The organism is Modicisalibacter luteus DSM 23508 (assembly GCF_000378505.1).
In the GTDB taxonomy this organism is placed as follows: Bacteria; Pseudomonadota; Gammaproteobacteria; order Pseudomonadales; family Halomonadaceae; genus Modicisalibacter; species Modicisalibacter luteus.
In genome coordinates, this window is record NZ_KB899993.1 from 158845 (window position 1) to 185445 (window position 26601).

The following is a 26601-nucleotide window of genomic DNA, read 5'->3' on the forward strand; positions in this document are numbered from 1 at the left end:
CGATGAAGATGGTCCACCGTCGTTACTCTCTCCCGCTTATGCTGCGCCTGGCAATAGGGCTGTTGTTAAGCCTGGGGCTGGCCCTTCCGGTCCAGGCCGAGCGGATCCGTGATCTGGCGTCCTTTGCTGGCGTGCGTAGTAATTCATTGGTCGGCTATGGGCTGGTAGTGGGCCTGGAAGGTACTGGTGACCAGACCACCCAGGCGCCATTCACTACGCAGAGCTTGAGCAATATGTTGTCGCAGTTGGGGATTACTGTTCCCCCTGGCACCAACATGCAGCTCAAGAACGTAGCGGCGGTCATGATTACAGCTGAGTTGCCACCCTTCGCCCGCCAGGGCCAGAAAATCGATGTCGTCGTGTCATCGGTGGGCAACGCACGCAGCCTGCGTAACGGCACTCTGCTGATGTCGCCTCTCAAAGGTGCCGATGGGCAAATATATGCGGTTGCCCAAGGCAATATTCTAGTGGGCGGCGTTGGCGCTCAGGCGGGTGGAAGTAGCGTACAGGTGGACCATCAAGCGGCTGGGCGTATCAGTGGAGGCGCGACCGTAGAGGCCGAAGTGCCGTTGCAGCTAGGGATGGATGGTACCCTCGAGCTTCAACTCGACGAGCATGACTTCGATACGGCACAGCGGGCCGTAACGGCAATCAATACCGAATTCGGCATGCCAGTCGCGACTGCGCTTGATGGCCGCGTCATTAGCCTGCAGGCCCCCTCGGACAGTAACTCCATGGTCCGTTTCATGGCGCGTGTACAGAGCATTGACCTGACTCTGGGTGAAGGGCCGGCCCGGGTCATTCTCAATTCGCGCACCGGTTCGGTCGTGCTGACCAGCGCGGTAACACTACGGCGCGCCGCGGTTGCCCATGGAAATCTGTCGATCACCATCGACTCCAATCCTCAGGTCAGCCAACCTAACCCGCTTTCGGGGGGCGAGACGGTGGTCGTGCCCAATGCGGATATCACCGTCTCCCAGCAGGGTGGGGCGCTGCAAATGCTGGAAACCAGCGCTGATCTTGCTGAAGTCGTCGGCGCTTTGAACGCCTTGGGCGCTACCCCGCAGGACCTGATGTCGATTCTCCAGGCATTGAAAGAAGCCGGCTCTCTGCGGGCTGAACTGGAGATCATGTAATGGCCGTCGGGAACCTGAATGGACAGTTCGCCCTGGATTTGCAAGGGCTCCAACGTTTAAAGCGTACGGCCGGTAGCGACCCTGGCCAGGGGCTGGATGAAGCGGCCAAGCAGTTCGAAGCGATCTTCATGCAGATGATGCTCAAAAGCATGCGTGATGCGATACCCGAGACTGGGCTGCTCAATAGCCAGCAGACTCAGTTCTATACTGAGATGCTCGATAAGCAATGGTCTCAGCATCTTTCAGGGCATGGTATCGGCCTGGCCGAACAGCTCATCAATCAGCTCGAAAGCCGGGGCCTGGTGCCGCAAGGTGCCAGCGCGACCGAAGACCTGATCGCCGGTATTCCACGTGGTACACCGCGCGTACTCCATGACGGTCTGCGCGCCGACGAGGAGTCTGAGGCCGTTGACAAGGCGCCTGAGAAGAGCGAGTTCGGCTCGTTGCTGAGCCAGGAACTCGATCTGCGTCCGCAGAATGTGCAGGAGGGCCACAGTGCACCGGCGACATCGAGTGCAAACAGTGGGACGGCTGCAACTCGGGGCGAACGTGCAGACCATGTGACAAGCTTCCTCGATCGACTGGAGGCCCCCGCGCAAGCGGCCAGTCGCAAGACCGGTGTGCCTGCTGAATTGATCCTGGCTCAGGCGGCGCTCGAGACTGGCTGGGGTCGGCATGAAATTCCCACCAGAGATGGCGGCAACAGCCACAACCTGTTCGGTATCAAAGCAGGTAGCCACTGGCAGGGTGATACGACTGACATTACCACCACTGAGTATGTCAATGGACGTGCTACCAAGCAGGTCGATCGCTTCCGAGTTTATGACTCCTTCGAGGATGCCTTCACTGATTATGCCCGGCTGATCGGGGATAACCCGCGTTATGCAAGCGTGTTGACTGCGCCGAATGCCAAAGCCGCCGCGCAGGAGTTGCAAGCAGCCGGGTACGCCACTGATCCGGCTTATGCCGACAAACTGGTCGCAGTGATGAACACCTTTGGTGAGCGCCCGGCAAGCGCTGTCGCCCAGTCCGGTTCCGCCAAACCGATTGGCTTTGGCGCCGGTCAGGTACCTGCGAGCCTCTTCTGAACCCAGTGAAGGCAGGCGTGTCGCTTGTCTTCAAGTTTAAACGTTAGCTGCCGATAACCCTGACAATCGCTAAATCGGAACGGGCACATGAGTATCTTTTCCATCGGCCTCAGTGGCCTGAGTGCGGCACAGACCGCTCTGCAAACTACCGGCAGCAACATCAGCAATGTCTACACGCCGGGTTACAACCGCCAGCTTACCCTGCTGGGCGAGAGCAGTACCGGTGCGAATGGCGTGCAGGTCAACGATGTGCAGCGCCAATTCAATCAGTACATCGCGTCGCAGCTCAACCAGGCAACGGGCAGCACCAGTGCTCTGCAGGCGTACTCGACCCAGGTCAGCCAGATCGACAACCTGCTGGCAGACCGTGAAGCCGGGCTGGCCCCGTTGATGCAGAGTTTCTTCTCGTCGCTGGAAGATTTGGCCGGGGCGCCCTCTGACCCTGCCGCGCGTCAGGGTGTTATAGGTAATGCTGACACCCTAACCGCGCAGTTTCGTGCCTTTGACAGCTACCTGGACGACATGCAGTCAGGCATCAACGGGCAGATCCGGGATGAAGTCACCCAGATCAACAATGCCGCCGATCAGATGGCCAAGCTCAATAAAGAGATTTCCTTGGCCAAGGCCAAGACCGGCGAGGCCCCCAATAGCCTGCTCAATCAGCGCGACCAGCTGGTGGCCGATATCAGTAAGCGTATCGGTGTCGATTTGGTTATTCAGGATGGTGGCAGTTACAACCTGACCATTGGCAATGGTCAGCCGCTGGTGGCGGGTACCCAAAGCTTCGCGCTTGAAGCCGTCGGCTCGGCCGCCGATCCTTCACGGATGGTGGTGGCCTATCGTGACGCTGGCGGTAACACCATCGAGATGAAGGAATCCACCTTCGAGAGCGGCACGCTGGGCGGACTAATGACGTTCCGCCACGAGTCGTTGGACAAGACCCAGAATCAGCTTGGACAGATGGCGTTGGCCATGGCGGAAGGCTTCAATGCCCAGCATCGGGCCGGCCAGGATCTGAACGGCGAGCCGGGCGAGGATTTCTTCAGCATTGGCTCGCCGACCGTATTCTCGAACGAGAATAACGACGGCACCGCGCAAATGGCTGCCGAATTCAGTGATTTCTCGCAGGTTGCCACCAACGATTACAAGGTGACCTATACGGGCACGGTTGGGAGCGAATACGAGGTCACACGGGTTGATACTGGAGAACCGGTGGCTACTCTCGATGCCAGCCAGCCGCTAGAGTTTGGTGGTATGACTCTCAACGTAGCGAATGGTCCGCCCAAAGTAGGTGACATTTTCCAGATTCAGCCGACACGGAACCTGGCCGGCCAGATCGAGAACCAGATTCGAGACACTGCGAAAATCGCTGCAGGCATGAGCGATGCCAAGGGCGACAACCGCAACGCGCTGGCCCTGCAGAATCTACAGAATGGAGACCTCGTGGGTGGCAAGGCCAGCCTGAATGAAGCCTATGCCTCGCTAGTCAGCGATGTCGGTAATCAGACCAACGTAGTCAAGGTTAACCTTTCGGCCCAGGAAGGACTAAAGGAGCAGTTGTTTGCCGTCCAGCAGTCCGATTCCGGCGTCAACCTCGATGAGGAAGCGGCAAACCTGATTCGCTATCAGCAGTACTACCAGGCCAATGCCAAGGTCATCCAGACCGGTAGTACCGTGTTCGATGCCATCCTTGGCCTGCGTTAAACGATAATTACGGGACGACATCATGCGTATCAGTACCGTCACCATGTTCGAATCCAGCCTGTCGTCGATGAATCGGCAGCAGGGTGAATTCATGAAAGTTGGCCAGCAAATTGCCAGTGGTCGTCGCGTGGTCAATCCCTCTGATGACCCACAGGCCGCCTCTCGTGCGGTTGGCGTCTCGCAATCCATGGCGGTGAGCCAGCAGTATGCCGATGCGAGGGTTTCGGCACGCAATGCGCTCTCTCAGGAAGAGAGTGTACTCAATAGTGTCAGTGACAGCATTGCCAGTGCCAAGACCCTTATTGTGCAGGCTGGCAATGGTACCCTGACCGATGCCGACCGCGCTTCGATCGCCACTGAACTCAAGGGCATCTACGAGAATTTGCTGGGCCAGGCCAACGTCACCAACGGCAACGGTACATACCTATTCGGTGGCTATAAAGATGATGCCCCCCCTTTCGTGAAAAATGGTGGGGAAGTCACCTATCAGGGAAGCACCAATGTGAGGGCGCAGCAGGTAGATTCCTCGCGCCAGATGCCGGTGGGCAATAGCGGTAAGGAAATCTTTGAAAGTGTACATAGCGGTGCGGGTTATGTCGCAACGGCTGATGCAGCCAACTCTGGTAGCGTGATATTTACTGGTCCGACCCGCGTGAATGCTGCTGATCCAGGGTATGGTGAGAAGTACACCATTCAGTTTACCGATGGTGAAAACTACCAAATACTCGATGAGGATGATAATCCTATCAAGCTTGACAGAGACGATAATGGTACCCCTGAGGATACGTTCTCTTATACGTCTGGTGAAACCATAACCTTTGCTGGTATCTCGATTAATCTTGAGGGGAAGCCTGCAGCTAACGACGAGATCGCTTTGGCCAAGGCACCGGACCGGAGCCTGTTTACCACACTCGAGAATGCCATCGCCGCACTGGATAGTACCACGGAAACCGATGCTGCGAAGGCCTCGCTGCAGAACACGCTCTCGACGGTCAGTCGTGAGCTCGATAACAGCCTCGACAACGTACTAACTGTGCGTGCCTCGGTCGGCGCGCGTCTCAATGAGCTGGATGTGCTTGACGATGTGGGCGGAAATCGCACGCTAAACTACGAACAAACGATGTCCGATCTGGTCGATCTTGATTATGCCCGGGCGATTTCCGACTATACGCTGCGCCAAGTCGGGCTACAGGCCTCGCAGAAAGCCTTCGTTGATATCCAGGGGATGTCGCTGTTCGATCAGCTCTAACTCCAGGCCTAAGAAACAAAGAGGGCGCCGAATGGCGCCCTCTTTGTTGTGCATGGAACTCATATAGCAACATTTAGCCGGCCATCGTTTCGATGAGCTCTTGCATAAAATAAAAGGCTTTGGCGAACAGCCCCTCGAGGAAGCTGCCGAAGTCTCCCATAAGCACCATTAGTAGCACCAACCCGACAGTTAGGGTCATAGGGAAACCTACCGAGAAGATAGTCAGCTGGGGCGCAGCCCGGTTAAGTATGCCCAGTGACAGATTGATGATTAACAATGCTGTCACGACCGGTAGCGCGAGCAGTAGCCCTGCCGTGAAAATCGTCCCTCCATAACGTGCCAGCATCTCCCAAGCATCCGGATTGAGGCTTCCCATGCCGATGGGTAGGGTATCGAAAGAGCTTGCGAGGATCTCGATCACGATCAGGTGACCATTGAAGGCTAACAGCATCAACAAGGTAATCATGTAAAGGAAGCGCGACAGGACCATGGTCTGCGTGCCGCTACTGGCATCGAAAAAGGTCGCGAAAGCCAGGCCCATCTGCAAACCAATATACTCACCAGCCGCCATGACTACGGCAAGCGTAACCCGCATGACCAGGCCAATGGCCACGCCGATGAGCATCTGCTCCATCATGATGCCCAGGCTGGGCCATGAGACGATAGGCACCGCGGGGAGTGGCGGTAAGGTCGGTGCGATGAGAAAGGCCAACACTGCCGCAAAGCCAATCTTGACCTGCCGGGGAATACTGCTGTGACCCAGTAGAGGGGCGGCCATAATAAACGCCGTCAAGCGTACGAATGGCCACAGGAAGGCAACTAGCCAACCCTGCAACTGAGCGAAGGTGACTTCGACCATGTCAGCCCAGCATCAGGGGGATGTTGCGAAACAGCTCGGTGGTGAAATTGGTGATCAGCTGTATCAACCAAGGACCAGCCAGCACCAGGGCGCCAAAAACACCCAAAATCTTGGGAATAAACGACAGCGTCATCTCGTTGATCTGCGTCGCCGCCTGGAATAGGCTGACAAGAAGACCGATCAGCAGTGCCGTGATGAGCAAGGGGCCGGCAAGGAACAAAGTCACCTTCATGCCCTGATAGGCCATGCTCATAACCATTTCCGGAGTCATGGACGATTACCTTTATTAAGTGCAGTCAACCGCTGAGGCGGCGCGCTAGATATAAAAACTTTCAGCCAACGAGCCGATCAGCAATTGCCATCCATCCACCAGCACAAACAGCATCAGCTTGAAGGGGAGTGAGATCGTTGCCGGGGGAACCATCATCATCCCCAGCGCCATCAGTACACTGGCGACAACGAGATCAATGATCAGGAAAGGTATAAAAACAGTGAAACCGATCTGGAATGCCGTCTTCAGTTCGCTGGTCACGAAGGCGGGTAGCAGTACGCGCATCGGCACGTCCTCCGGCCCTTGGAAGGTACCGGCATCAGCCAGGCGGCCGAAAAGAGCAATGTCCGGCTCACGGGTCTGCGCTAGCATAAACTCCCGGAAGGGCTGGCTCGCCAATTGCAGAAACTCGTCGAAATTGATCTGTTGGTCGGAAAACGGCTGCCAGGCGATCTCGTAAGCTTCGTTGAGCACCGGTGACATGATGAAAAACGTCAAGAATAACGCGAGGCCAAGCAGGACCTGATTCGGCGGGGCAGACTGGGTACCCATGGCGGTGCGCAGCAGGCCGAGCACAATGATGATTCGCGTAAAACTCGTCATCATTAGCAAGATGGCTGGCAAGAAGGCCATCGAGCTGAGTAGCAACAGGGTCTGCAGGCTCAACGACCATTGCTGACCGCCATCCTCCAACGGGCGCGTGACAACACCAGGAATGGCGGCCTGCGCCCAACCGGCCTGAGGCCAGAGAAGCGTGATTACAGCTACCGCTGTCAGGCTAATGAACAAGCTGAGCCGGAGGCGTTGTGTCAGCGGCAAAGCGGATAGGGAAGAAACTGGCAACGTCACACATCCTCTCCAGAGCGTTTGCTGCTACGTGTGAATGTGTTCCGCGCATTCTGGCGCATGGCGCTTGCGAAACGTGCCGCAAACCCCTCGGCATCAGCTGTCGAAGGAGGGAGTTCATCCGGTTTCGGCGCCGGCATCTCATGAAGCCGTGTCACCTCACCGCCCCCGACGCCAAGTACCAGCCAGGTCCCTTCGACATCGACGATGACCACGCGTTCGCGTTGTCCCACCGCGGTGCTGGCAACAAGCTTCAGGTGCCGGTTATGGCCGGTGCGCCCAGGCCCGACACGCTTGAGTAATGCACTACATAGCAGGATCACCGCAATGACCAGGGCAAGCGCCAAGGCGGTCTTGCCGAGGGTGGCCAGACCTAGCAGGGCATCCCCTTGGGCGCTGCCCAATGCCTCGGCGGTATCCTGTGTCGCGGAAACTTGGCTCATCGGTTGAGTTTCTGAACGCGCTCTGATGGTGTAATGATTTCGGTGATACGAATGCCGTACTTGTCATCGACGACGACGACTTCGCCCTGGGCAATCAGGTAACCGTTGATCAGGATATCCATGGGCTCGCCGGCCAGGCCGTCAAGCTCGATCACCGAGCCCTGGGCCAACTCCAGCAATTGCTTGATGGTGATACGTGTGCGGCCCAATTCCACGGTCAACTTGACCGGGATGTCCATGATCATTTCCAGGTCGCGCATGGTACCGCTGCTAGCGCTGGAATCCAACGGCTTGAATACCTGGTCGCTGGCAGCGGTGGCCTGGCTGCTGGCATGGTCGACTTGCTGCTCGGCTTCGACCTCAGCCTGTTCAGCGAAGGCTGCCGCCCAGGGATCGTCTTCATCGGCTGCAGACGCGCCGGCGCCCTGTTCGGCCATGGCGTCCGCCCAAGCGTCGTCAGTGCTGCTTTGTTCGGGTTTCTTGGGGTCAGTCATTATCGGACTCCTTGGCTTGCGTTAACAGCCCGGGGTTGAACTTGAACTTGGCGTTGTTGGCGACATGGTCGATCAGATGGCGTACACGCAGCGCGCGCTGGCCGTGTTGGTTGCCGAACTCGCACTCCATGACCGGGACGCCATCGACACGTGCCGTGACGATTTCGGGGAGTTCCAGCGGGAGCACATCGCCTACCTTGAGCGACATGACCCGGCCGAGGCTGGTCGAGAGATCTACGAAGTCGGCCGCCAGTTCGATATGGGAATGCTTGATTTCGCCTGCCATGCGCTGGCCCCACTGGCTCTCTTCGTCCGAATGGTTATCGGTCAGCGGACCGGAGAGCAGGTCGCGAATCGGCTCGATCATCGAGTAGGGCATGCACACCTGGAAATCGCTGGACAGGTTGCCTACCTCCAGGTGGAAGGTACTGGTGACCACGATTTCGTTGGGTGAATTGGTGATATTTGCAAAGCGCAGCTGCATCTCGGAGCGCGTGTAATCAATTTCCAGAGGGAAAACCGACTTCCAGGCATCCTGGTAGGCATCGATGGCCAGATGCAGCAGTCGCTGGATGATGCGCTGTTCAGTGTGCGTGAACTCACGTCCTTCCGACTTGGTCAAGAAGCGGCCGTCACCACCGAACAGGTTATCGACCACCATGAACACCAAGCTGGGCGGAAAGACTATCAGGGCGGTGCCGCGCAGCGGTTTCATGGAAATCAGGTTAACGTTGGTCGGTACCGGAATATGACGCGAGAACTCGCTATAACTCTGGTAGCGTACGCCGTCCACAGTGATGTCGGCGCTACGCCGCAACAGGTTGAACAGACTCATACGGAACTGGCGAGCAAAGCGTTCGTTAATGATGTCCAGCGCATGCAGACGTTCCCGGATGATCCGGTGCTGAGTCGCCGGATCGTAGGGGCGAATGCGGGAATTGGCAGCTTTGTCGCTGCCGGAACTCGCGTCGTCTTCGCCGCTGACGCCCTTGAGAAGGGCGTCGATCTCATCCTGCGAGAGCAGATCGTCTTGAGACATGGTGTCCCTATTGCACGATAAAGTCGGTGTAGAGAACGTCATTGACCGCCAGTTTGGGCTGGGGGTCGCTGAACGGCTCATCGAAAAGCGCCAGGATTTGCTGTGACAGCGCTCGCTTGCCTTCAGGAGTTGTCAAACTTTCGGCGTGCTGGCTAGAGAACAGCATCAGCAACCGGCTGCGCAACTGAGGCATGTTCTGTTCAAGCATCTCGCGCGTGGTCTCATCGGCCACCTTGAACGACAAGCCGATATACAGCAGGCGCTGCTCATACTGGTCGCTCTGCAGGTTGACCGTAAATGGTGAAACGGTCACAAAGATCGGTGGCTCTGGCTTGATGGGCTCTGCCGTCTCTTCGACTCCCTCGGTACTTGCCTCGCTCTTGGAATCGAGCAGGAAGTACACGCCAGCCGAGCTGGCCATGGATAGCACGATGAGAATGATACCTAGCAGCCACCAGGGCTTGCGACTCGTTCCTGCGTTGGGGTTCTTGGCCATTGCTTACGCCGCTGTGGTCGATATTTCAGTGGGGATTATGCTGGCTGCCTTCCCATCGGCATGGATGGAAAAAGCTGCCGATACACGCTTATCTCAAGGCTTTGTTCAGCTGCTGATCTTGTTGCATCCCAGACAGCCGTAGAGCCTGTCACGCAATTGCGGGCAGGCTCTTTCAGGTATCGGCCAGTTCGGCCGTTCTTGAAGGGTGACGTCAGGCGTATAGGTCTATTGCGTTACTGTCCGGGCCGATTACCGCCGATGGCTGGTCGGCCAGAGCCGTGTCACCCGAGGATGCCAGAACGCCATTGGTCAAGCCATCGAGGTCGCCCTTACCTTGCTTTTGCTCCTGCCCGTCATCACGGTGCTGCTGCTCTCCCACCATGGCTTCACCCAGCTGGATGCCGCTCTCTTCCAGGGCCTCTCTGAGCTGCGGTATGGCTTGCTCGATGGCTGCGCGAACCTGCGGGTTGGCGGAGAAGAACTGAGCCTGGGCAAGTTGATCGTCAACCTTCAGACTGATCGAGAGTGGACCCAGCTCGGCAGGATGCAGGTGAAGTTCGACCTGCTGCCCGCCACGCTGATGCAAGGCCACCAGTTGCTGCCCTAACCCCTGCTGCCACTGTGGCGAGGCCAAGGGAGCCGTCAACCCTGGGGTGGGCTGCGTGGTAGTTGGCAGGGCGCCATTTACGCTGTTGGATGTCGCTCCCAGCGGTGCAGCGGTTCCGTTGAGTGAGTGGCTGGACGGATTGTCATTGCCATGCCGGGCGAGAAAGGCACCTTCGTCAGCGGTAACCGCCGCGATGGCATCCGCGAAGGTGCCGACCGGCGTAGCTGTCGGCTGGGCAGCCGCGCCTTGTGGTGCCAACGTCTGTACGCCCTGGGCCATCAACTGCTGATGCCGCTGGCCAGCTGCCTGGGAGTCGGCCAGAGCTGCGGCCCGGTCGTTGCTGGCGGGCTTGCCTCCAGCATCAGTGATCAGCTGCGCTGCGTTGACAGCAAGTTTCGCGTCTTGCTGGGCGGGGGGCGTATCGCCGCGCTGTGCGCTGGCAATCATATCCAGACGCTGGCGGATGTCGGCCAGTGATTCGCCGGTCCCCGCCGACAAGGAGGCGAGTGTCGCTGCCATAAAATTGCCATTTTCGGCTTGGGCAGAAGCTAGGCCTTCGACCTGCTGTTCCAGTGTCTTGGCATTTCCCGACAGTTTGCCTTCGATGGCCTGGATGACTTGCTGCGTCAAAGGGGCCAGTTCGTCAGGGGCGGTAGCGATCAACTGGTCCTGCTCCAGGGAGCCGCTTTCATGATCAAGCGCGCCGGACTGGGAGGCTTCCTCAGCAAGCAATTTTTTATCGGGGCCGGTCTTTGTTGTGGGTGTGTCGGCCGCTGTGCGCTTGTTCGTTTCGCCCGCCTGCTTGTACAGACGTGCAAATTCGGCATTGTCATTGCCGTTGGCCTTGCCTTCGCTTTTGCCCGGGGGCACCGAGGCGGCAGTGCTACTGCCAGCAAGCAGTTGAGAAAGTTCCATGAAAGCTAGCTGCCTCAGTGATGGGTATCGGTATTCGTTTCTTGGCGTTGGCGGCGCAGCACAAGGCCACTGGCCATTTCATCGGCTAACCGCTGTTCCTGTCGGCTGGCCCGCTGCTGGGCTTCCGTTGCCCGGCGGGTCGCTAAGGTGTCATAGGCGGACAGCTTACGCTGCTCGTTCTGCCAGTGCTTCTGGCCATGATTCAAGCGCGCTTCACGTTCGCCGAGGGTTTGTCGAGCACGGGCGATGGCGGAATCCAACGAAGCGAGGAATTGCTGATAGTTGCGCCAACTGTCGGGCCCGATGCCCGCTTCCATGGCCTGTTGAAGGCGTTGGCGATACTCATGGCGATAACGGTTCAACGTTTCGAGCTGGGACTTGGCGCCCTGAAGATCGCGACGCAGACCGTTGAGCTCGATATTGGCACTGTCGCGGGAGTTACGCGTCAATGAAATCAACGTATCCAACGGTGTCGTTGCTTGTGCCACGGGATCGTTCCTTCTCGCTAGACTTGAATCAAGCCTTAGAGGCTAGGCTTTTGGCCATTATCGGGGATATCCAATGAAACAAAACGCCGGTTACCGGATGTAAATAGCGTTTTCTCGTCGGTTTCTTCCGCAAGACAAGAATTGATCTACTGGCCTGCCGGCACCAGATTGCTCAAGGCCTGGTGTGTTTGTGGCATGTCGGCACGTTCGTCGATACGTTGCTGCAGAAATTGTTCGAGTCCTGGATACATCCTCACCGCCTGGTCGAGCTGGGGATCGTGTCCCGGGGTATAGGCACCGACGCTGATCAGGTCGCGGTTGCGCTGATAGCGCGACATCATCTGCTTGAAGCGCTGGGCCTGGCGCAGCTGATCGCCACTTACAATGGCGGTCATGGCGCGGCTGATTGATGCTTCGACATCGATGGCAGGGTAGTGGCCGCTTTCGGCCAGCGACCGTGACAGTACGATGTGCCCGTCAAGGATGGCGCGCGCCGAGTCGGCAATCGGGTCCTGCTGGTCGTCGCCTTCGGTCAACACAGTGTAAAAAGCGGTGATTGAGCCACCGCCCTGCATGCCGTTACCGGCACGTTCGACCAGGCTAGGTAGCTTGGCGAACACCGAGGGTGGGTAGCCCTTGGTGGCGGGGGGCTCGCCGATCGCCAAGGCTATCTCGCGCTGTGCCATGGCGTAGCGTGTCAGCGAATCCATGATCAGCAGAACGTTACGTCCGGCGTCGCGAAAGCCTTCAGCCAGGCGCGTGGCATAGGCGGCACCCTGCAGGCGCTGAAGCGGTGACGTGTCGGCAGGTGCGGCGACGACCACCGAACGGCGGCGGCCTTCGGGGCCGAGGATGTTATGGATGAAATCCTGGACTTCGCGGCCACGCTCCCCGATCAGACCGACCACGATTACGTCGGCCTGAGTATAGCGGGCCATCATGCCCAACAGCACGGACTTACCTACGCCGGAGCCGGCAAACAGCCCCATGCGTTGACCGCGACCGACGCTCAACAAGCCATTGATAGCGCGAATGCCAACATCGATCTGGGTATCGATCGGTGCGCGTGATAACGGATTGAGGGGAGGCGTCGCGAGCGGAGCATGAGGGGCGTCGGTCAGTGGTCCTTTCCCATCCAGGGGGCGGCCATTGCCATCCACGACGCGACCGAGCAGGGTGTCGCCGAGCGGAAAACGCCTGGCACTGCCGCTCTCGCTACCTTCGCCCAGCGGAAAGACCCGGGATCCGGGGAGCAATCCGCTGATTTCCTCCAGCGGCATCAGAAACAGCTTATCGCCGGAAAATCCCACGACTTCCGCTTCAGCGAAGCGGGGCTGTTCCGAGCCGGGAAGACCGGACACTGGATGAGGGGTAAGTTCGATGCGACAGGCGCTACCCAAAGGAACACGTAGTCCGACCGCCTCGAGTACCAGGCCGGTCGCTCGTACGATACGTCCGCTGGTTCGATAGGCGGCAACACCGGCAACGCGGCGTTGTACGCCGCTAACGGCATCCTGCCAACGTTGCTTGTGTAGATTGTTGGCCGCTGTCGCCGCACTCATGCCTGTTCCTCGTTCTGGCCGTCCTTGTGGCGACGGCGAACCTGTTGGGTAATGCTTTCCCAGCGCGATTCCAGTGTGGCGTCCAGTTCACCGCTAGAGCTGGTGGCACGACAGCCACCGCGGCTGATGGTGTCGTCGGGTTGCAACTGCCAACCAGCGGCCTCGAATTCAGCACCTAGATGGCCCTTGACCAAGGTCAGGTCGGCCGGGTGTAGCCAGAGCCTGGGACGTCCGGAAAGCGCCGGCTCGGCATGCAACAGCTCACGCACGATATCCAGAACGATCTCGGGGTGAGCGTCCAGCGCTTCCCCGGCCAGTCGTCTGCCGGTGGCTAGCGCCAGATCGACGAGGCCTTCTGCCATGTCTGCATCCAGCGTGTCGAGGGCTTCGCGGTAGCGCTCGGCCAAGGGCAACAGTGGAGCCAGGGCCTGCTGGGTCTGGCGTTGTAGCTCCTGCTCACCGGCAGTACGCCCTTCCTCCAGCCCTTGTTCATAACCGGCCTGACGACCTTCCTCGAAGCCCTCCTTGTAGGCTGCTTCATAGGCTTCCTGGCGGGCTTTTTCACGCAACGCCTCGAGTTCGGCATTGCGCTTGAAAAGTTGCTGGCGAATGGCTTCCTGACGCGAACGTTCGCGCTGACCTCGCTCACGTTCTGGCGTGCTGAGCTCATCCATTTCCCAGCGACGCCAGTCACCGTAATCGTGCTCTGGAACGACCAGGCGATCAGACATAAGAATCGTCTCCACCGCCTATGACAATTTCTCCACTGTCCGCCAGACGGCGAACGATCTGCAGGATGGATTTCTGCTCGGCCTCGACCTGGGAAACGCGCATCGGGCCACGCGCCTCGAGATCCTCCTGGAGCAACTGGGCTGCACGTTGGGACATGTTCGACATGAACTTGTCCATCAGGGCATCCGGGGCACCCTTGAGTGCCACCACCAGCGAGTTGGTGTCGACTTCCTTGAGGATGAGCTGAATGCCACGATCGTCGATATCGACGATGTTCTCGAACAAGAACATCTCATCGATGATCTTTTGCGCCAGATCTTCGTTATGGGCCCGTACAGTCTCGATGACGGATTCCTCCTGGGAGGAGTTCATCAGGTTGAGGATCTCGGCTGCCGTTCTCACGCCGCCCATCTTGCTGCGACGCAGGTTCTGGCCATCAAGCATGCCACCGAGGACTTCGGTCAACTCTTGCAGGGCGGCCGGCTGAACGCCGCTGAACGTGGCGATACGCAGCACCACGTCATTGCGTAGCTTGTCGTCGAATAACTCGAGAACATTGGCGGCCTGACTGCGCTCGAGGTGCACCAGGACAGTGGCAATGATCTGTGGGTGCTCGTCACGGATCAGCTCGGCCACCATCGGCGCTTCCATCAAGTTAAGCGACTCGATTCCCGAGTTGGATCCCTGGGCTTCGAGGATTTCATCGAGCACGCTCGAGGCGCGCTCGGTACCGAGAGCCTTGGTCAAGACAGCCCGAATGTGGTCGCTGGAGTGCAGGTTCAGCGCGGCGAACTGTTCGGCCTCATCATGAAAATCGTCGAGTACCTGGCGCATCTCTTCGTGAGAAATCTGGTCGATGGTCGCCATCTCGCGGCTGATCGCCGACACCTCCTTGGTGGAAAGGTGACGGAAGACTTCAGCAGCGCTGTCCTCATCCAGGGACAGCAGGAGGATTGCGCTGCGGCGGACGCCGCTCAACTTACTCATTTTTGTTCATCCAGCTTTTGACAACGATGGCAACCATGCGCGGATCTTCCAGCGCCATTTCACGAGCCTGCTTGAGGTGCTGCTCGTAGGCAGTGGCCTTGCGACGACGACGGCGTGAACTTTCCTCGACGGAATCTTCCTCATCGTTATCCGTATCCAGAGCGACGGCCGGTTCGCCTGTCAGCTTGTCCGTACCCACGGCAGGAGTGGTAGCGGGCTGGCTGTAACGCTTGACCATCGGGCGCAGAACCATGAACCACAGGAACAGGGCGGCCAGCGCAACCAGCAGGTAGCGGCCCAAGGTCATGCCTAGCTCGATGGCTTGCGGCGTCTGCCACCAGGGCAGCGGTTCGGCGCCACTGTCGTTCTGCGCAAAGGCACTGTTAACGAGTGCCAATTCGTCGCCGCGGGCCTCGGAGAAGCCCATGGCCTGCTTGACCAGACGCTCGATCTGTTCTAGTTCGGCCTCGCTAAGCGGCTCACGAACCGGATTGCCTTCTTCATCGATCGTGTCGCGGTAGTTGATGACCACGGCGGCGGAAAGCCGCTCGACCTGGCCACGCTGGTGCTTAACGTGCTCTACGCTGCGGTCGACTTCGTAATTGATTACGTCGCCACGGTTCAGGCGGCTGGGCGGTGTGGCAGTCTCCGCGTCTTGCGCTTCGGCAGCAGCGCCTTCTTCACCTTCCTCGCCTTCGGGATTCTTGCCCTCATCGATGGGGGAGGGGGCGACGCCCGGCGGTGTATTGGTCAAGGCGCCCGGGACGCCCATGGCCAACTCATCACCACCAGTATAATTTTCGTTGAGCTGGCGGCTGCGAATGGCAGCTTCGTTAGGCGCTTGGTTGGGGCCGTAGCGCTCGGCAGTCTGCTCACGGGTAGAGAAGTCGATATCGGCGGCCACCTGGGCGCGGATGTTAGAAGCCCCCAGAATTGGAGTCAGGATGCGTTCGATGCGCGTCTGGTAGGAATGTTCGACGTCCTGGACATAGCTCAACTGAGTGCCATCCAGTTTGCCCAAGCCAGCCCCATTGGTAGAGAGTAGGCGGCCCGCCTGATCGACGACAGTAACGGCATCGGAGGCCAACTCGGGGACGCTACTGGACACCATGTGAACGATGGAGTTGATCTGGCCGTCGCTCAAGGTGCGGCCGGGATGAAGCGTCAGGACAACCGAAGCCTTGGCAGGCTCGCTTTCACGCACGAAGACCGACCGCTTGGCCATGGCCAGATGGATGCGCGCCTGGGCAACCGGTCCCAAGGATTGCATGGAGCGGGACAGCTCGCCTTCGAGACCACGCTGATAATTGATCTGCTCGGCGAACTGGCTGATACCGAATGCCTGGTTGTCCATCAGCTCGAAACCTACATCGCCGGCCTGGGGCAGGCCCTGTTCTGCCAGTTGCAGGCGCAAGGCGTGAACCTGGTCGCCAGGGACCAATAGAGCGCCACCACCTTCGGTAAACCGATAAGGAACGCCGCGAGTATCAAGCTCGTTGACGATACGCCCACCGTCTGCGTCACTCAGGTTGCTGTACAGGACACGATAATCAGGAGCGCGAGCCCAGAGCAGCATTGCAGCAATGATGGCGATTGCAGCCGCCCCGGCAATAAGCAGTGGGACACGAGGATTGCTACGCAATTGTGAAACGAGTCCTGACATCTGGCCCCCTTTGTTAGCCGCCTTGTCACGTCCGTTTTGCGGGGGTGTCGTCTGGCTGGCCGAAACGGCGTCGGTCATGCGCGCCTCCCGGCGAAATTAATGTGGCCCGTCCGGGCAGTGATAACCATGTCGGCCCGGTAGCCGCGGGTCGGTCCAGAGTGCATTCGGTTTCCGGCTCCAGCATCCGTCTCGGTTCATCGCCCAGCGCCTTGGACTTCATTCCCGGATTACGGGGTGCCAGGCATGGGCGGTCGGGTGATAGGGGGCCATTATGCGTAGAGAGCGCAAGGCTAAAGGGTAGAAAAGCCCGACTTTTTTACGTCATTTACTGATATGGCAGTAGTGGTTGGCTTGGTAGGCTTGCCAGCATTACTAATCCGGCAGGAAGCATATATATGAGTACACCCGCTATCCAAGCCGCCCTGAGCCAAATGCAGAGCCTGGCGACTCAGGCGGCCGGCCAAGCTGCCAAAGGCCAACATGTCGCTACGGCCATCGGGCAGGGCGGCTTCGCCAGTGAGCTGCAGGCGTCGGTCCAGCGCATCAATCGATTGCAGCAGACGGCTAACGCCAAGCTCGAGGCCTTTCAGTCCGGAGATCCTGGCGTAGCGCTGAACGACGTAATGGTTGATATGCAGAAGGCTAGCGTCGGCTTTCAGATGGGAGTACAGGTTAGAAACCGACTGGTAACGTCCTATAAAGACATCATGAATATGCAAGTCTAATACGTGTAGCACATGTTCGTTTGCTGCTGGTGTCGAAAGGGTCTGTAATTACCGAGAAGCGCTGCTTGGGTTTAAAGCAAAGCAACGTCCCGGTAAGTTATTTTTTATCATAAACCTAAGGTAAGCGGGCAGCATGGTTCAGCCTCATATGGTGCTGGCTGGAACAAGGAGATGTTGCCCTGTCTGCCCGGATTAATCCAAGAGTTCACCTATTTTTATGGCATTCACTGGTCAAGGCGAGAATGCGTAAGGTAACGCGTGAGCACCCAGTGTCAAAGCACTGAATCATACCTTCAACTGGATTAATCTTCCCTGCATTTGCTCGAGCGATTCGGCGATGCGAAGCACCTCTTCGCTGGGGATCTGGCGTATCATCTCGCCACTGTCGCGATCTACGATTTGTGTCACGATACGCTGGCCCTGCGAGAACTCCTGAAGCTTGAACTCGACGCCATAGCTGCGCATGACTTCGTTGATGCGCTGTACCGGTTCCAGTAATTCGGTGTAACGGGTTCCTGGGGCAAGGTCGTTGTCGGTCTGCTTCTGAGTGACGAGACTTCCCGGTGGTGCCGGCAAATGGGACAACGCGCTTTCCAGTCGCTGATGTGGCGTCAGCTTCTCGGTACGAGGCGTTGGCGATAAAGCATCGGTCAATATTGAAGTCATAGGTTTCCCGCACATGGTTTTGTTTAATAATAGTGGTGAAACTCAAGTACCCGTTAGGTCAAAGCGCTAACCAACAACCTCTACCTTATCATTGCCGATCTCACTCCCGACCCCGATATTCAAGAGTACGGCATGCTGGTATTGCATTTGCGTTTTGTAGGCGCGCAGCTTCTTGAGGTCCTGATGCTTGCCAAAGCGGCTACTGCTCTTGGCAATTTCGATGGCGGCCAAGTTTCTCGAGGTGCCTCGTTGATGAATGACGATATCAGGATAGATCGTGCGCGCTTCGGTGGCAGCCGCATTGGTCGCGGTAATCATTTGACGCATGGCTCGGCACGACGTTTCCCAGCAATTGTATTCACAATCAACATGCCAATCGGGAAAGCGCTCCTGAAGATATATTGCCAGCCTGAACGTGACGGCACGTTCGTTGACTGATTCCTGAAGAATGAATCGATCCTTCTCGACAAGTTGTTGTACTGCGCTGTCGAGGTGTTGCAGAAAGGACGTGTCATTCTCTTCGGGTATGGCTTCGATGGCTTGCAGCAGAGTCATTAGTCTTCTCGCTTCCGGCTGGCGCTAGCATGGCAAGTGTACGCATGCCGCCAATTCGAATTTGTCGTATTAATTATCGGCAGCATGCGGCAGGAATTTACCCTGCCAGGGCATTTAGCGTGGCTTGAGATGCAAACGGATCGCTTTCTTAAAAAAGGCCATCACCGAAGAAACGATGATGGCGTGACTGATACTGGTTAGGTCTCGCTATATTTACCAGGCCGCAGGGAGCATGGCACGGATATCGCGGTCCAGAGGCAGCCTGACTGTAGTCGCCCCTAGGATGACGTTATCGCGGGCCCGGACAATCCTGACGTTGACGTATGCAGTCTTCTCCGCCTGGGCATACGTACCGATGAGAATCGCCTGGGCATTGTGGGCCGTCGAGAGCCGGTGCACGTCGCGTGAGAGGATGAGCTCGCCAGCGCTCTCCTCAATGAAAAGGCTGTCGCGCATCTTAACTTCGACCACGGTCAATCCAGCCTGTACCAGGCCAGAAGCGAACATTTCCGATAGTGCGCGGCCTAGGGTCGAGGATTTCTTCAAGTCGTCGATATCCACGAATGTCGCGGTAATTATCGGTTTCTCGGGGTCAAGCCCGTTGGTGCTAGCCAGCAGTGTGGCGGATGCCTCTTCGACCAGTTCGATCATATCGACCCGTGGATCCTTGGCGATCAGAGGGTCGCGATTCTGGCTAGCGCAGCCGATGAGGAGCAATAGTGCGAGACAGGCAAGAGACATTCCGGCAAGGCGCAGGCATTTAAATGAAAACATCGGTAGCTCCTTTACCAGCTATTCGTTACGGGAATGGTCTTAAGATTGTCCAGTACGCTGCGATAATGCTCGGCATCTTCTTGATTGATGTAATAAATATTCGATGAAGAGTACAGGATGCGATTGTTGTCGATGACTTGGGTCGTAATGATGACTTCCTTGGGGCTGATGCTTGTCCAGCTACCACTGAATGCGTCGACTGCTGCCGCTGCCGGTATCAGGGCCAATGCCGGCTCGCTCCAGTGATTGACCGGTACGGTTGCCACTGCAATACCTGCGGCCAGCGTGGTTAGTGCGCCACGCGGCGGGCGTATGTTATCCCTATCGTCGTGTTCAACGATCTGCACTTGATAATCGACCTGTGCGGCATTGATTGGGTCGGTACGTACAATCGCGCCGTTTGAGACGAGATGACTGGTCAAAAGCAAACCAAAGCCTTGTGCAAACGGCATTGCCTGGGTGCTGCCCGTCACGAAAAAAGCGTGCCCTTCGAGCCGTGGGCTGCGCATGATTCGCTCGGCTTCATGGGCAGCGAGAACTTCCCAATGATGCGCAGCCTGCATCCTGCGCTGTTCGCTGTAAGGGTACGTCACCGCCATGGGCACTTGTGAGGTATTTACGTTGAAGCAGCCGCTGAGCAGGGTGGTGCTGAGCAGAACTAGAGCTAGGGTGGTGAGAAAGGGTGGTCGGTAGGGCATGGGTAAACGCCTTTTTATGAATCACTAAATCACTTTAGCGTTCTATCGGCGGCAACAGGGAAAACTTGATTCGCTTAAGCGTCAACAGAATAGAAGGGGAAAGCAGGTGCTATGCCTGATGCTGCTCATGTGGGTGCCTGGAAGCTGTCTGGCGTTGCTGGGCATAGCTCGGTTCTATAATTTTCTACACTATCCAGCATTTCCTGCGTGTGGCGATGCTGTTCTTTCAGCGCTTGGGTAATGATCATTTCCAGCTTGGCATAGTCGTCTGGCATTTCGTCGTTCATGCCTGTGTCTTCAAACTGGCCCATCAGTGTACGGGTATCGGTGATCAGGGCGTCGAGTTCTTTGATGGCGTGCTGATGATCGGCGTGGTTCATATCTCTGTGGCCTGTGCCCGTAGAATCTTCATTCTCCAGCCTGAATGGCGCGTGCCCGCTCATATAATTTCTTAGCACTGTCGATGGCGAAACGTTCATGCTGGTCCAATTCCAGCGTAGCACCAGCATCATTACCGCCAGACTCGGCCACGGTCTGAATTTCCTGAGCGTAACGCTTCAGTAGATGATCGAGGTTCATTTGGATCATCATGATTTCTAGTTCGAATTCCTGCTGCAGAAGCTGACAACGGTTACGCTCGTCAGAGTTTTCAACTTCGGCAATCATGTCCCTAAGCGTGTTGTTGGTGAGTTTTTCGGTAGCCTTCAGCTTGGGAATGACGTCATAGACGATATCGCGAGCAGAAATTCTTTCGACTGTATCTAGCATGGACTGTTCCATAAAAGAGCAGGCGCCCGAATCGAGAGCCTGTTATGAAGGGGCAGGGCCGAAGCCCCGCCCTTTACTGCGTGTACCGTTATGCTTGGGATTAACCCAGCAGAGACAGTACGGACTGCGGCACCTGGTTGGCCTGGGTAAGAGTGGACGTGGAGGCTTGCTGCAATATTTGTGCCTTGGTCATGTTGGAAATCTCCATGGCGTAATCGGTATCAAGGATACGTGAGTGTGCTGCGGTCAGATTGGTGCTGGTGGTTGCTAAGTTTTCGATGGCTGAGTCCAAGCGGCTTTCCATGGTTCCCAAGTAGCTGCGTTTTTCATCGATGCGTGCAATCGCGCGATCTAGCGTAGCCAACGGATCGCTAGGCTGCTTGATGCGGATCTTGTCACTCTCGGCCGTTATATTGATAACCGTTCGTTTCTCGCCAGAGCCCGCTTGCAGCAAGTCCGCATCCGTACTCGCCCAGAAATCGAAATCAAAGTAGACGAATACCTTGCTCGCGCCTTCGGAGGTCTGCACAAGGGTATTGCCGGTTTTGAGATTATCGGTCAACGTCGCTTTCAGAAAACTCTCGGTGTCGGCGTCAAGATCGTTGGAAAGCCGAAAGTAGTACCGACCGTCCGTGTCTTGACGGAGGACATCGCTATATGTCGTGGTTACGCCATTTTCATTCTGAGCGGTGTAGTTAACCTCCACGTTCGCTTCATCTAACTTGACAACCGAAGAACCATTTATTTTTTCAATCGTTTCGAAGCGCCCCGGGTCGGGAGAAGTGAAATCTACAGACGCCGTGCTGGTGCTGGTGTCCGTTGCGGTGAGGGAAAGCGACGCATGATAATATTCGTAGCCCGCACCATCATTGGTTTCAACGTAATAGCCGCTGTCATGAAACACATCATTCAATAGCCTCGCATTGGAGAAATCGGTCCCAGCGTTTGTATAATTGAGCGCAGAACTATCGAAATCAAACTTGTTCACGGAGCTTGGTGAAGAAAAAGACGCTTGCGTCAACCCCTCGCTCTCTATGGCTTGCATAGAAAGGTTGTGCCATCTGTCGAGCTAAGCGCCGCTTCGAAGTACTGTGTTGTCCCACCGTCTGTATGTTGAATGTAATAATCACCGTTATAAGAGACTAATGACTGCGTGCCACTGCGGAATGCTGTGCCGGGAGAGTCGGTAAAGTTGGCACTGCTATAGGTATCATAAGTGCTAGATGTAGGTGTCCCATTTACATTAACGGTAATCGTATCCTCTGGCTGCACCGCAAGGAATATCGCGTGGGTATAGACCGTACTGTCTTTCGCCTTGGTGAGAGATGAGTTGGTCCCGTTACTTGTCACGGCGACCTCTGCTTCTCGATACACAGTGAAGCCTTCTTCTTGGCTTTTAATGTAATACAAACCATCGGCGCTCACCAACTCAGGCGACGCCCCCGGTGCAAAAGAGGTACCATCACTTAGTTGAAAGCTTTGCTGTGAGCTGGTGGGGAGCGCGATCGTACTTGTCTCAGAAAATACCGGGCTATTAGCGCTCAGGGTCACATCGTTATGATTCGTCTCAGTATAAAGCGTTGCAGACTCAGTACTGTAATAGTAATACTGTAGCTTACCGCTGCTATCCTGTGTCTGGATATACCGTCCCGCAAAAGTGTCTGACCGACTACCATCCGCACCGAGTCCACGGACATATTCCGTCGTGGCGTTATCTTGTAACGCGCCATTGACGTACATCGACAATTTCGTGGTGACCTCGGCGCCTTCACTTGGCTTCAGCACAATGTCATGGGCCCTGCCCCGTAGGGTATCGCGGGGTGTGATCTCGCCTTCGATCCCATAGATGGTAAAGTCCTCCAGTCCTAATGCCGTAGAGCTGAAACTCGTCTTGCCCAAGTCGACCGCCAGTTGTTGGCCATCTTGCGTGCCAACTTGGAGGTTCATTTTGCCAGCCCCCCATCCAAGAGTGACATGCCATTGAATTCTGTCTGCTCAGCGAGCCGATCGATTTCCTGGAGGTTTTGATTGATCTCCGCCGGTATTGCATCGGCATCATCAGCAGTAATCGTACCGTTCAATCCCTGTACGGATAGCTCACGTACACGCTGCAGGCGATCATTGATCTGATCCAGCGCCCCTTCTGCCGTTTGTACCAGAGAAATGCCATCATTGGCATTGCGAGCGGCCTGGTGCTGGCCTCTGATCTGAGCGGTCATGCGATTGCCGCAGCATCATCTTGCGCACTGTTGACTCGCAGACCGGACGATAGGCGCTCCATAGCAATGCTCAGGTTGCTTTGCGTATGGCTCTGACGTTGGCGTGAGGTCAGCGCCAGCAGGTTGCTATTGATTACAGTCAATGTCGTATCTCGGTCTGAGTCAGCTCTGTACGGCTATCGGCATAGCCGGAGAAAACTTTAGCCTGCTTAGGGTGGGAAAAGACGAGCGTGAGCAGCTTGCTAGATGGCATCTGTCTAGGAAACGAAGTGAGCCCGGTTTGCGCTGGCCTAGAATGCAGAAATGCTTATCGATGTCAGTTTGATAAAGAGCGCAGTTTATCCCGTGCTTTTCATAACCTTGGGTCCTATTACATCCGCTATAGTCATGCCATGTACAAGTAGTCCAGTTTGCACTGGCGCTTCCGGAGTCGTTTGGATGGGAAGGGGGATGAAATACCAAGTCAGTGCACCTGCTTCGCCCTATGAATATTATAGCCGCAAGGCCGAGGTGGTCTGGAACCACTTCAGCGTCACGCCAGCCATGCGGGCCGAGATCAAAGGTCACAAGGGCAAGTGCATTTGGTTCACGGGATTGTCAGGCTCGGGAAAATCGACACTGGCCAACGCCTTGGAGATCGAGCTGCATAATCGTGGCTACCATACGATGCTGCTGGACGGAGATAATGTCCGCCACGGCCTATGCAAGGATCTCGGCATGAGAGAGCGACCGAGTTGAGAACATCCGCCTGATTGGCGAGGTCGCCAAGCTATTCGCCGAGGCGGGGATCATCGTGATTACAGCTTTTATCTCTCCGTATCGTCATGATCGGGATAATGCGCGACAGCTCTTCGCTGCAGAAGACTTCATTGAGATTTACGTTGATACACCGCTGGCCACCTGTGAGCGACGCGACCCGAAGGGGTTATACGCGAAGGCGCGGGCCGGAGTGATTAGTGACTTCACTGGTATCGATAGCCCCTACGAGGCGCCGGAATGTCCTGAGTTTCATGTCAACACCGCGGAGCATGGGCAAGAGGCGATCATGCAAAGACTGTTGAGTGGGCTTACCCTGACCTGACCTGGACGCGGCTCTGTTAACGGCGTGTCGAAATTAGCGATGGAATTTGGTTCCTTATCGAAAGAGTAAGCCTGGCAGGGATACGCGATGATCTGCTCCGATGCCATCAGAACGGGGCAGGGTAGTGGTGTGAGAGTGCTTGGGCGGAGCGGGATATATTAGTCGTGTCTTCCAGCGTACGGTTTGCGACGTGATGAATTTTGGTAAGCTGACCTATGCCTAGCAACCTTGAGCTGTGAGGGGATGTGCCCAGTCTACGCGCTGTGGGTTTGTACGAGGCGGCATTTGAGACGGGGCGTGAAAGCTAACCTTGCAAATTACCCTTCTAATAGTTTGATCATACATCTGACGGTGGACAGCAATGTCGATTTCCGTACGCTAACAGAGGTGCATGCATGAGTGATAGGCCTATCTATGTGACTGAGCCGTACCTGCCACCGTTGGAGGAATTCATTCCTTACCTTGAAAAAATATGGGAAAGCAAGCGCTTAACTAATAATGGCTCTATGCATCAGCAGTTTGAACAGGCACTGTGCGACTACTTAGGAGTGCCGGAAGTGGCGCTGTTTAATAATGGCACAATGGCATTGTTAACTGCGTTACAAGCACTGCGCATTACCGGCGAGGTGATCACTACGCCTTATTCATTTGTAGCAACCGGCCATTCGTTGCTGTGGAATGGTATCAAGCCAGTGTTTGTGGATATCGACCATAAGACCCTGAATATTGACCCGTCCAGAATTGAAGCAGCGATTACACCCAAGACCACTGCAATCATGCCAGTGCACTGCTACGGGAATCCCTGCGACGTGGAAGCCATTCAGCATATTGCAGATAACTATAACTTAAAAGTAATTTATGACGCCGCCCACACCTTTGGCGTACAAGACAGCATTGGCAGTATTCTGCGCCACGGTGATCTCAGTGCGATCAGTTTTCATGCCACCAAAGTTTTCAATACATTTGAGGGTGGGGCAATTATCTGTCCTGATCTCAAGACCAAACAGCACGTTAACAATCTAAAAAATTTTGGTATTGTCGATGAAGTTACTGTAGTAGCTCCCGGCATCAATGGAAAGATGAGTGAGGTGAATGCCGCTTTCGGCTTGCTGCAATTGCAGCATATCGATCGCGCTATTGCCCGCCGGCGCGAAATTGATCAGGTTTATCGTGAGCAGCTTAACGATATGCTGGGTATTACTTTATTGCAGCAGGCTGGCCAAAAGGTAGCTAACTATGCCTATTTTCCGATACTGGTTGAGCCGGAATATCCGCTTAGCCGCGACGAATTGTACCAGAAGTTAAAAGATAGAAATATATACGCACGGCGCTACTTTTTTCCACTAATCAGCGAGTTTTCAATGTATCGGGGGATATCGTCGGCGCAATCAGAGAATTTGCCGGTCGCCACAGCTATCGCTAAGAAGGTATTGTGCTTGCCAATTTATCCGGCATTGTGTGAAAACGATATATCTCATATCGTTGAAATCATTCGTGGCAATTGAGATGAGTTCATATTTTTAACTCGATTTAGGGGCGCTGGAAGTGAATATTTATGGTGTGATAGGATGTGGTGGATTCGGAAGAGAAGTAATGCCACTGGTCGATAAAATGATAAATGTCAATAATGATAATAAACATGAAGACGAGTATGTATTCGTAGTTGAGGATCATTATGAAATAAAAGCGCAGTTTATAAATGGCGTGAAAGTAATAAGGCTTTCTGAGTTTTTGTCACTTGATGCCGAGAGAAGGTATTTTAACATTGCCATAGGTGACTCTTATGCTAGAAAAAGAATTAATGAAAACATACCTTCAAACTTGGCTGAGCCGTTCACGGTGTTTGCAGATAGCTCTGTATTGTTTGCCAATAGTATGATTGGCAATGGTGCGGTTTTTTGCAACTTCACTCATGTAACTTCAAATGCGGATATAGGAAAATTTTTCCACTGTAATATATACTCTTATGTCGCGCATGATTGCGTAATTGGTGATTACGTAACATTTGCTCCTGGGGTTATGTGTAATGGGCGTGTGGTAATAGAAGATCATGTTTATATAGGAGCTGGGGCGATTATAAAAGATGGGACAGAAAAGCCTATTGTTATAGGGAATGGTGCTGTAGTTGGGATGGGGGCCGTGGTTACTAAAAGTGTTCTACCAGGAGCTACAGTTATTGGTAACCCGGCAAAACCCATTAATAGAAGAAATGCATACATAGAGAATGGTCATAAAGGTATAAAAATTTAAGGATAGCGATCCATGGTTTCATTTCAAGCGGCTAATTCATGTGCTCGGTGCTACACATCAGTGACGATATGGATGTTCTTCGTTGTAGTACCGGATCCAGCTGCTTATGATTGCTCAGGCTTGGCCCAGTGACCCGAACCGATGCAGCCAGATGCGCTCCTCTTTCAGCAAAAGGAAGAGGAGCGTTCCACGAGCCGCTATCGGATCTCAGTCCCATAGGTTGATGAACCCGGCCCAAGGCGCAAATCGGTGTACAGTGAAATGATCCCCTCAGAGCTATAGTGTA

The 26601-nt window shown here is 55.7% G+C and carries 28 protein-coding genes and 2 pseudogenes; 8 read left to right on the forward strand and 22 right to left on the reverse strand.

Annotated features, from left to right (window positions below):
• Positions 1 to 38 precede the first annotated feature (38 nt).
• The 4 genes from F568_RS0109095 to flgL all read left to right on the forward strand — a co-directional run bounded on the left by F568_RS0109095 (position 39) and on the right by flgL (position 5177).
• Entirely contained in the window at positions 39 to 1136 is a 1098-nt protein-coding gene (locus F568_RS0109095) for a flagellar basal body P-ring protein FlgI (protein ID WP_169338670.1), read from the forward strand.
• Complete coding sequence (gene flgJ / locus F568_RS0109100; protein ID WP_019018407.1) at positions 1136 to 2224, forward strand: flagellar assembly peptidoglycan hydrolase FlgJ; 1089 nt, start codon at positions 1136 to 1138, stop codon at positions 2222 to 2224. Before F568_RS0109095 ends, flgJ begins: the two co-directional genes overlap by 1 nt.
• A gap of 87 nt (positions 2225 to 2311) precedes the next feature.
• Positions 2312 to 3928 (forward strand): flagellar hook-associated protein FlgK, encoded by a 1617-nt coding sequence (gene flgK / locus F568_RS0109105; protein ID WP_019018408.1) that lies wholly within the window; start codon positions 2312 to 2314, stop codon positions 3926 to 3928.
• A 22-nt stretch (positions 3929 to 3950) separates the two neighbouring features.
• The gene (flgL, locus tag F568_RS0109110) at positions 3951 to 5177 is read left to right on the forward strand and encodes a flagellar hook-associated protein FlgL (protein ID WP_019018409.1); all 1227 of its coding nucleotides are present in this window, start codon (positions 3951 to 3953) and stop codon (positions 5175 to 5177) included.
• 73 nt (positions 5178 to 5250) lie between these two features.
• Here flgL and fliR read toward each other — a convergent pair whose 3' ends face one another.
• The 13 genes from fliR to fliF form a co-directional block, all read right to left on the reverse strand.
• Entirely contained in the window at positions 5251 to 6036 is a 786-nt protein-coding gene (gene fliR, locus F568_RS0109115) for a flagellar biosynthetic protein FliR (protein ID WP_019018410.1), read from the reverse strand.
• Between the two features lies 1 nt (position 6037).
• Complete coding sequence (gene fliQ / locus F568_RS0109120; protein WP_026300437.1) at positions 6038 to 6307, reverse strand: flagellar biosynthesis protein FliQ; 270 nt, start codon at positions 6305 to 6307, stop codon at positions 6038 to 6040.
• A gap of 45 nt (positions 6308 to 6352) precedes the next feature.
• A complete protein-coding gene (gene fliP / locus F568_RS0109125; RefSeq protein WP_507236282.1) occupies positions 6353 to 7066 on the reverse strand; it encodes a flagellar type III secretion system pore protein FliP in 714 nt (237 codons plus the stop codon).
• A gap of 86 nt (positions 7067 to 7152) precedes the next feature.
• Positions 7153 to 7596, reverse strand: coding sequence for a flagellar biosynthetic protein FliO (gene fliO, locus F568_RS0109130; protein WP_019018413.1), 444 nt, complete (start codon positions 7594 to 7596; stop codon positions 7153 to 7155).
• Positions 7593 to 8090 carry a flagellar motor switch protein FliN gene (gene fliN, locus F568_RS0109135; RefSeq protein ID WP_019018414.1) on the reverse strand — a complete coding sequence of 166 codons (498 nt, stop codon included), beginning with the start codon at positions 8088 to 8090 and terminating at the stop codon, positions 7593 to 7595. Before fliN ends, fliO begins: the two co-directional genes overlap by 4 nt.
• Complete coding sequence (gene fliM, locus F568_RS0109140; RefSeq protein ID WP_019018415.1) at positions 8083 to 9129, reverse strand: flagellar motor switch protein FliM; 1047 nt, start codon at positions 9127 to 9129, stop codon at positions 8083 to 8085. Before fliM ends, fliN begins: the two co-directional genes overlap by 8 nt.
• A 7-nt stretch (positions 9130 to 9136) precedes the next feature.
• On the reverse strand, positions 9137 to 9625 hold the full coding sequence (fliL, locus tag F568_RS0109145) for a flagellar basal body-associated protein FliL (RefSeq protein WP_026300439.1): 489 nt from the start codon (positions 9623 to 9625) through the stop codon (positions 9137 to 9139).
• 211 nt (positions 9626 to 9836) lie between these two features.
• Positions 9837 to 11147, reverse strand: a complete 1311-nt coding sequence (locus F568_RS23855; protein WP_019018418.1) for a flagellar hook-length control protein FliK — start codon at positions 11145 to 11147, stop codon at positions 9837 to 9839.
• 14 nt (positions 11148 to 11161) lie between these two features.
• Positions 11162 to 11635, reverse strand: a complete 474-nt coding sequence (fliJ, locus tag F568_RS0109155; protein ID WP_019018419.1) for a flagellar export protein FliJ — start codon at positions 11633 to 11635, stop codon at positions 11162 to 11164.
• A 146-nt stretch (positions 11636 to 11781) separates the two neighbouring features.
• Positions 11782 to 13197 (reverse strand): flagellar protein export ATPase FliI, encoded by a 1416-nt coding sequence (fliI, locus tag F568_RS0109160; protein ID WP_019018420.1) that lies wholly within the window; start codon positions 13195 to 13197, stop codon positions 11782 to 11784.
• On the reverse strand, positions 13194 to 13928 hold the full coding sequence (gene fliH, locus F568_RS0109165; RefSeq protein ID WP_019018421.1) for a flagellar assembly protein FliH: 735 nt from the start codon (positions 13926 to 13928) through the stop codon (positions 13194 to 13196). The genes fliI and fliH overlap by 4 nt, the downstream gene beginning before the upstream one ends.
• Positions 13921 to 14916, reverse strand: coding sequence for a flagellar motor switch protein FliG (gene fliG / locus F568_RS0109170; RefSeq protein WP_019018422.1), 996 nt, complete (start codon positions 14914 to 14916; stop codon positions 13921 to 13923). The genes fliH and fliG overlap by 8 nt, the downstream gene beginning before the upstream one ends.
• Positions 14909 to 16657 (reverse strand): flagellar basal-body MS-ring/collar protein FliF, encoded by a 1749-nt coding sequence (fliF, locus tag F568_RS0109175; protein ID WP_019018423.1) that lies wholly within the window; start codon positions 16655 to 16657, stop codon positions 14909 to 14911. Before fliF ends, fliG begins: the two co-directional genes overlap by 8 nt.
• A 317-nt stretch (positions 16658 to 16974) precedes the next feature.
• Between fliF and fliE the strand changes: the two genes are divergently transcribed.
• Positions 16975 to 17304, forward strand: coding sequence for a flagellar hook-basal body complex protein FliE (gene fliE / locus F568_RS0109180; protein ID WP_019018424.1), 330 nt, complete (start codon positions 16975 to 16977; stop codon positions 17302 to 17304).
• Positions 17305 to 17589: 285 nt separating this feature from the next.
• Here fliE and F568_RS0109185 read toward each other — a convergent pair whose 3' ends face one another.
• From F568_RS0109185 to F568_RS25650, 9 genes and pseudogenes are all read right to left on the reverse strand, one after another.
• Positions 17590 to 17970 (reverse strand): flagellar protein FlaG, encoded by a 381-nt coding sequence (locus F568_RS0109185; RefSeq protein WP_019018425.1) that lies wholly within the window; start codon positions 17968 to 17970, stop codon positions 17590 to 17592.
• 66 nt (positions 17971 to 18036) lie between these two features.
• Positions 18037 to 18525 carry a hypothetical protein gene (locus F568_RS22525; RefSeq protein ID WP_019018426.1) on the reverse strand — a complete coding sequence of 163 codons (489 nt, stop codon included), beginning with the start codon at positions 18523 to 18525 and terminating at the stop codon, positions 18037 to 18039.
• Between the two features lie 213 nt (positions 18526 to 18738).
• On the reverse strand, positions 18739 to 19299 hold the full coding sequence (locus F568_RS0109195; protein ID WP_019018427.1) for a FlgO family outer membrane protein: 561 nt from the start codon (positions 19297 to 19299) through the stop codon (positions 18739 to 18741).
• A gap of 11 nt (positions 19300 to 19310) precedes the next feature.
• Positions 19311 to 19997: a hypothetical protein gene (locus tag F568_RS0109200; protein WP_019018428.1), complete on the reverse strand. Its 687-nt coding sequence runs from the start codon at positions 19995 to 19997 to the stop codon at positions 19311 to 19313.
• A gap of 125 nt (positions 19998 to 20122) precedes the next feature.
• On the reverse strand, positions 20123 to 20377 hold the full coding sequence (locus tag F568_RS22530; protein ID WP_019018429.1) for a hypothetical protein: 255 nt from the start codon (positions 20375 to 20377) through the stop codon (positions 20123 to 20125).
• 28 nt (positions 20378 to 20405) lie between these two features.
• A complete protein-coding gene (locus F568_RS0109210) occupies positions 20406 to 20765 on the reverse strand; it encodes a hypothetical protein (RefSeq protein ID WP_019018430.1) in 360 nt (119 codons plus the stop codon).
• Positions 20766 to 20865: 100 nt separating this feature from the next.
• The gene (locus F568_RS22535) at positions 20866 to 21753 is read right to left on the reverse strand and encodes a flagellin (RefSeq protein WP_229804080.1); all 888 of its coding nucleotides are present in this window, start codon (positions 21751 to 21753) and stop codon (positions 20866 to 20868) included.
• Positions 21754 to 21797: 44 nt separating this feature from the next.
• Positions 21798 to 22712 carry a hypothetical protein gene (locus tag F568_RS0109220; protein ID WP_019018432.1) on the reverse strand — a complete coding sequence of 305 codons (915 nt, stop codon included), beginning with the start codon at positions 22710 to 22712 and terminating at the stop codon, positions 21798 to 21800.
• Positions 22709 to 23127 (reverse strand): annotated as a pseudogene (locus F568_RS25650) (flagellin N-terminal helical domain-containing protein). Before F568_RS25650 ends, F568_RS0109220 begins: the two are co-directional and overlap by 4 nt.
• A 400-nt stretch (positions 23128 to 23527) precedes the next feature.
• On the opposite strand from F568_RS25650, the pseudogene cysC reads away from it, so the two are divergent.
• From cysC to F568_RS26050, 3 genes and pseudogenes are all read left to right on the forward strand, one after another.
• Positions 23528 to 24065, forward strand: a pseudogene (gene cysC, locus F568_RS25655) (adenylyl-sulfate kinase).
• Between the two features lie 395 nt (positions 24066 to 24460).
• Positions 24461 to 25570 (forward strand): DegT/DnrJ/EryC1/StrS family aminotransferase, encoded by a 1110-nt coding sequence (locus tag F568_RS0109240; protein WP_019018435.1) that lies wholly within the window; start codon positions 24461 to 24463, stop codon positions 25568 to 25570.
• 55 nt (positions 25571 to 25625) lie between these two features.
• Positions 25626 to 26315: an acetyltransferase gene (locus F568_RS26050; RefSeq protein ID WP_280513485.1), complete on the forward strand. Its 690-nt coding sequence runs from the start codon at positions 25626 to 25628 to the stop codon at positions 26313 to 26315.
• Positions 26316 to 26601: the final 286 nt, after the last annotated feature.

Excerpts from the sequence above, each read along its gene's own strand:
- F568_RS0109095 (WP_169338670.1), top strand. The coding sequence starts at position 39 with ATGCTGCGCCTGGCAATAGGGCTGTTGTTAAGCCTGGGGCTGGCCCTT.
- flgJ (WP_019018407.1), top strand. The coding sequence starts at position 1,136 with ATGGCCGTCGGGAACCTGAATGGACAGTTCGCCCTGGATTTGCAAGGG.
- flgK (WP_019018408.1), top strand. The coding sequence starts at position 2,312 with ATGAGTATCTTTTCCATCGGCCTCAGTGGCCTGAGTGCGGCACAGACC.
- flgL (WP_019018409.1), top strand. The coding sequence starts at position 3,951 with ATGCGTATCAGTACCGTCACCATGTTCGAATCCAGCCTGTCGTCGATG.
- fliR (WP_019018410.1), bottom strand. The coding sequence starts at position 6,036 with ATGGTCGAAGTCACCTTCGCTCAGTTGCAGGGTTGGCTAGTTGCCTTC.
- fliQ (WP_026300437.1), bottom strand. The coding sequence starts at position 6,307 with ATGACTCCGGAAATGGTTATGAGCATGGCCTATCAGGGCATGAAGGTG.
- fliO (WP_019018413.1), bottom strand. The coding sequence starts at position 7,596 with ATGAGCCAAGTTTCCGCGACACAGGATACCGCCGAGGCATTGGGCAGC.
- fliN (WP_019018414.1), bottom strand. The coding sequence starts at position 8,090 with ATGACTGACCCCAAGAAACCCGAACAAAGCAGCACTGACGACGCTTGG.
- fliM (WP_019018415.1), bottom strand. The coding sequence starts at position 9,129 with ATGTCTCAAGACGATCTGCTCTCGCAGGATGAGATCGACGCCCTTCTC.
- fliL (WP_026300439.1), bottom strand. The coding sequence starts at position 9,625 with ATGGCCAAGAACCCCAACGCAGGAACGAGTCGCAAGCCCTGGTGGCTG.
- F568_RS23855 (WP_019018418.1), bottom strand. The coding sequence starts at position 11,147 with ATGGAACTTTCTCAACTGCTTGCTGGCAGTAGCACTGCCGCCTCGGTG.
- fliI (WP_019018420.1), bottom strand. The coding sequence starts at position 13,197 with ATGAGTGCGGCGACAGCGGCCAACAATCTACACAAGCAACGTTGGCAG.
- fliH (WP_019018421.1), bottom strand. The coding sequence starts at position 13,928 with ATGTCTGATCGCCTGGTCGTTCCAGAGCACGATTACGGTGACTGGCGT.
- fliG (WP_019018422.1), bottom strand. The coding sequence starts at position 14,916 with ATGAGTAAGTTGAGCGGCGTCCGCCGCAGCGCAATCCTCCTGCTGTCC.
- fliF (WP_019018423.1), bottom strand. The coding sequence starts at position 16,657 with ATGACCGACGCCGTTTCGGCCAGCCAGACGACACCCCCGCAAAACGGA.
- fliE (WP_019018424.1), top strand. The coding sequence starts at position 16,975 with ATGAGTACACCCGCTATCCAAGCCGCCCTGAGCCAAATGCAGAGCCTG.
- F568_RS0109185 (WP_019018425.1), bottom strand. The coding sequence starts at position 17,970 with ATGACTTCAATATTGACCGATGCTTTATCGCCAACGCCTCGTACCGAG.
- F568_RS22525 (WP_019018426.1), bottom strand. The coding sequence starts at position 18,525 with ATGACTCTGCTGCAAGCCATCGAAGCCATACCCGAAGAGAATGACACG.
- F568_RS0109195 (WP_019018427.1), bottom strand. The coding sequence starts at position 19,299 with ATGTTTTCATTTAAATGCCTGCGCCTTGCCGGAATGTCTCTTGCCTGT.
- F568_RS0109200 (WP_019018428.1), bottom strand. The coding sequence starts at position 19,997 with ATGCCCTACCGACCACCCTTTCTCACCACCCTAGCTCTAGTTCTGCTC.
- F568_RS22530 (WP_019018429.1), bottom strand. The coding sequence starts at position 20,377 with ATGAACCACGCCGATCATCAGCACGCCATCAAAGAACTCGACGCCCTG.
- F568_RS0109210 (WP_019018430.1), bottom strand. The coding sequence starts at position 20,765 with ATGCTAGATACAGTCGAAAGAATTTCTGCTCGCGATATCGTCTATGAC.
- F568_RS0109220 (WP_019018432.1), bottom strand. The coding sequence starts at position 22,712 with ATGAACCTCCAAGTTGGCACGCAAGATGGCCAACAACTGGCGGTCGAC.
- F568_RS0109240 (WP_019018435.1), top strand. The coding sequence starts at position 24,461 with ATGAGTGATAGGCCTATCTATGTGACTGAGCCGTACCTGCCACCGTTG.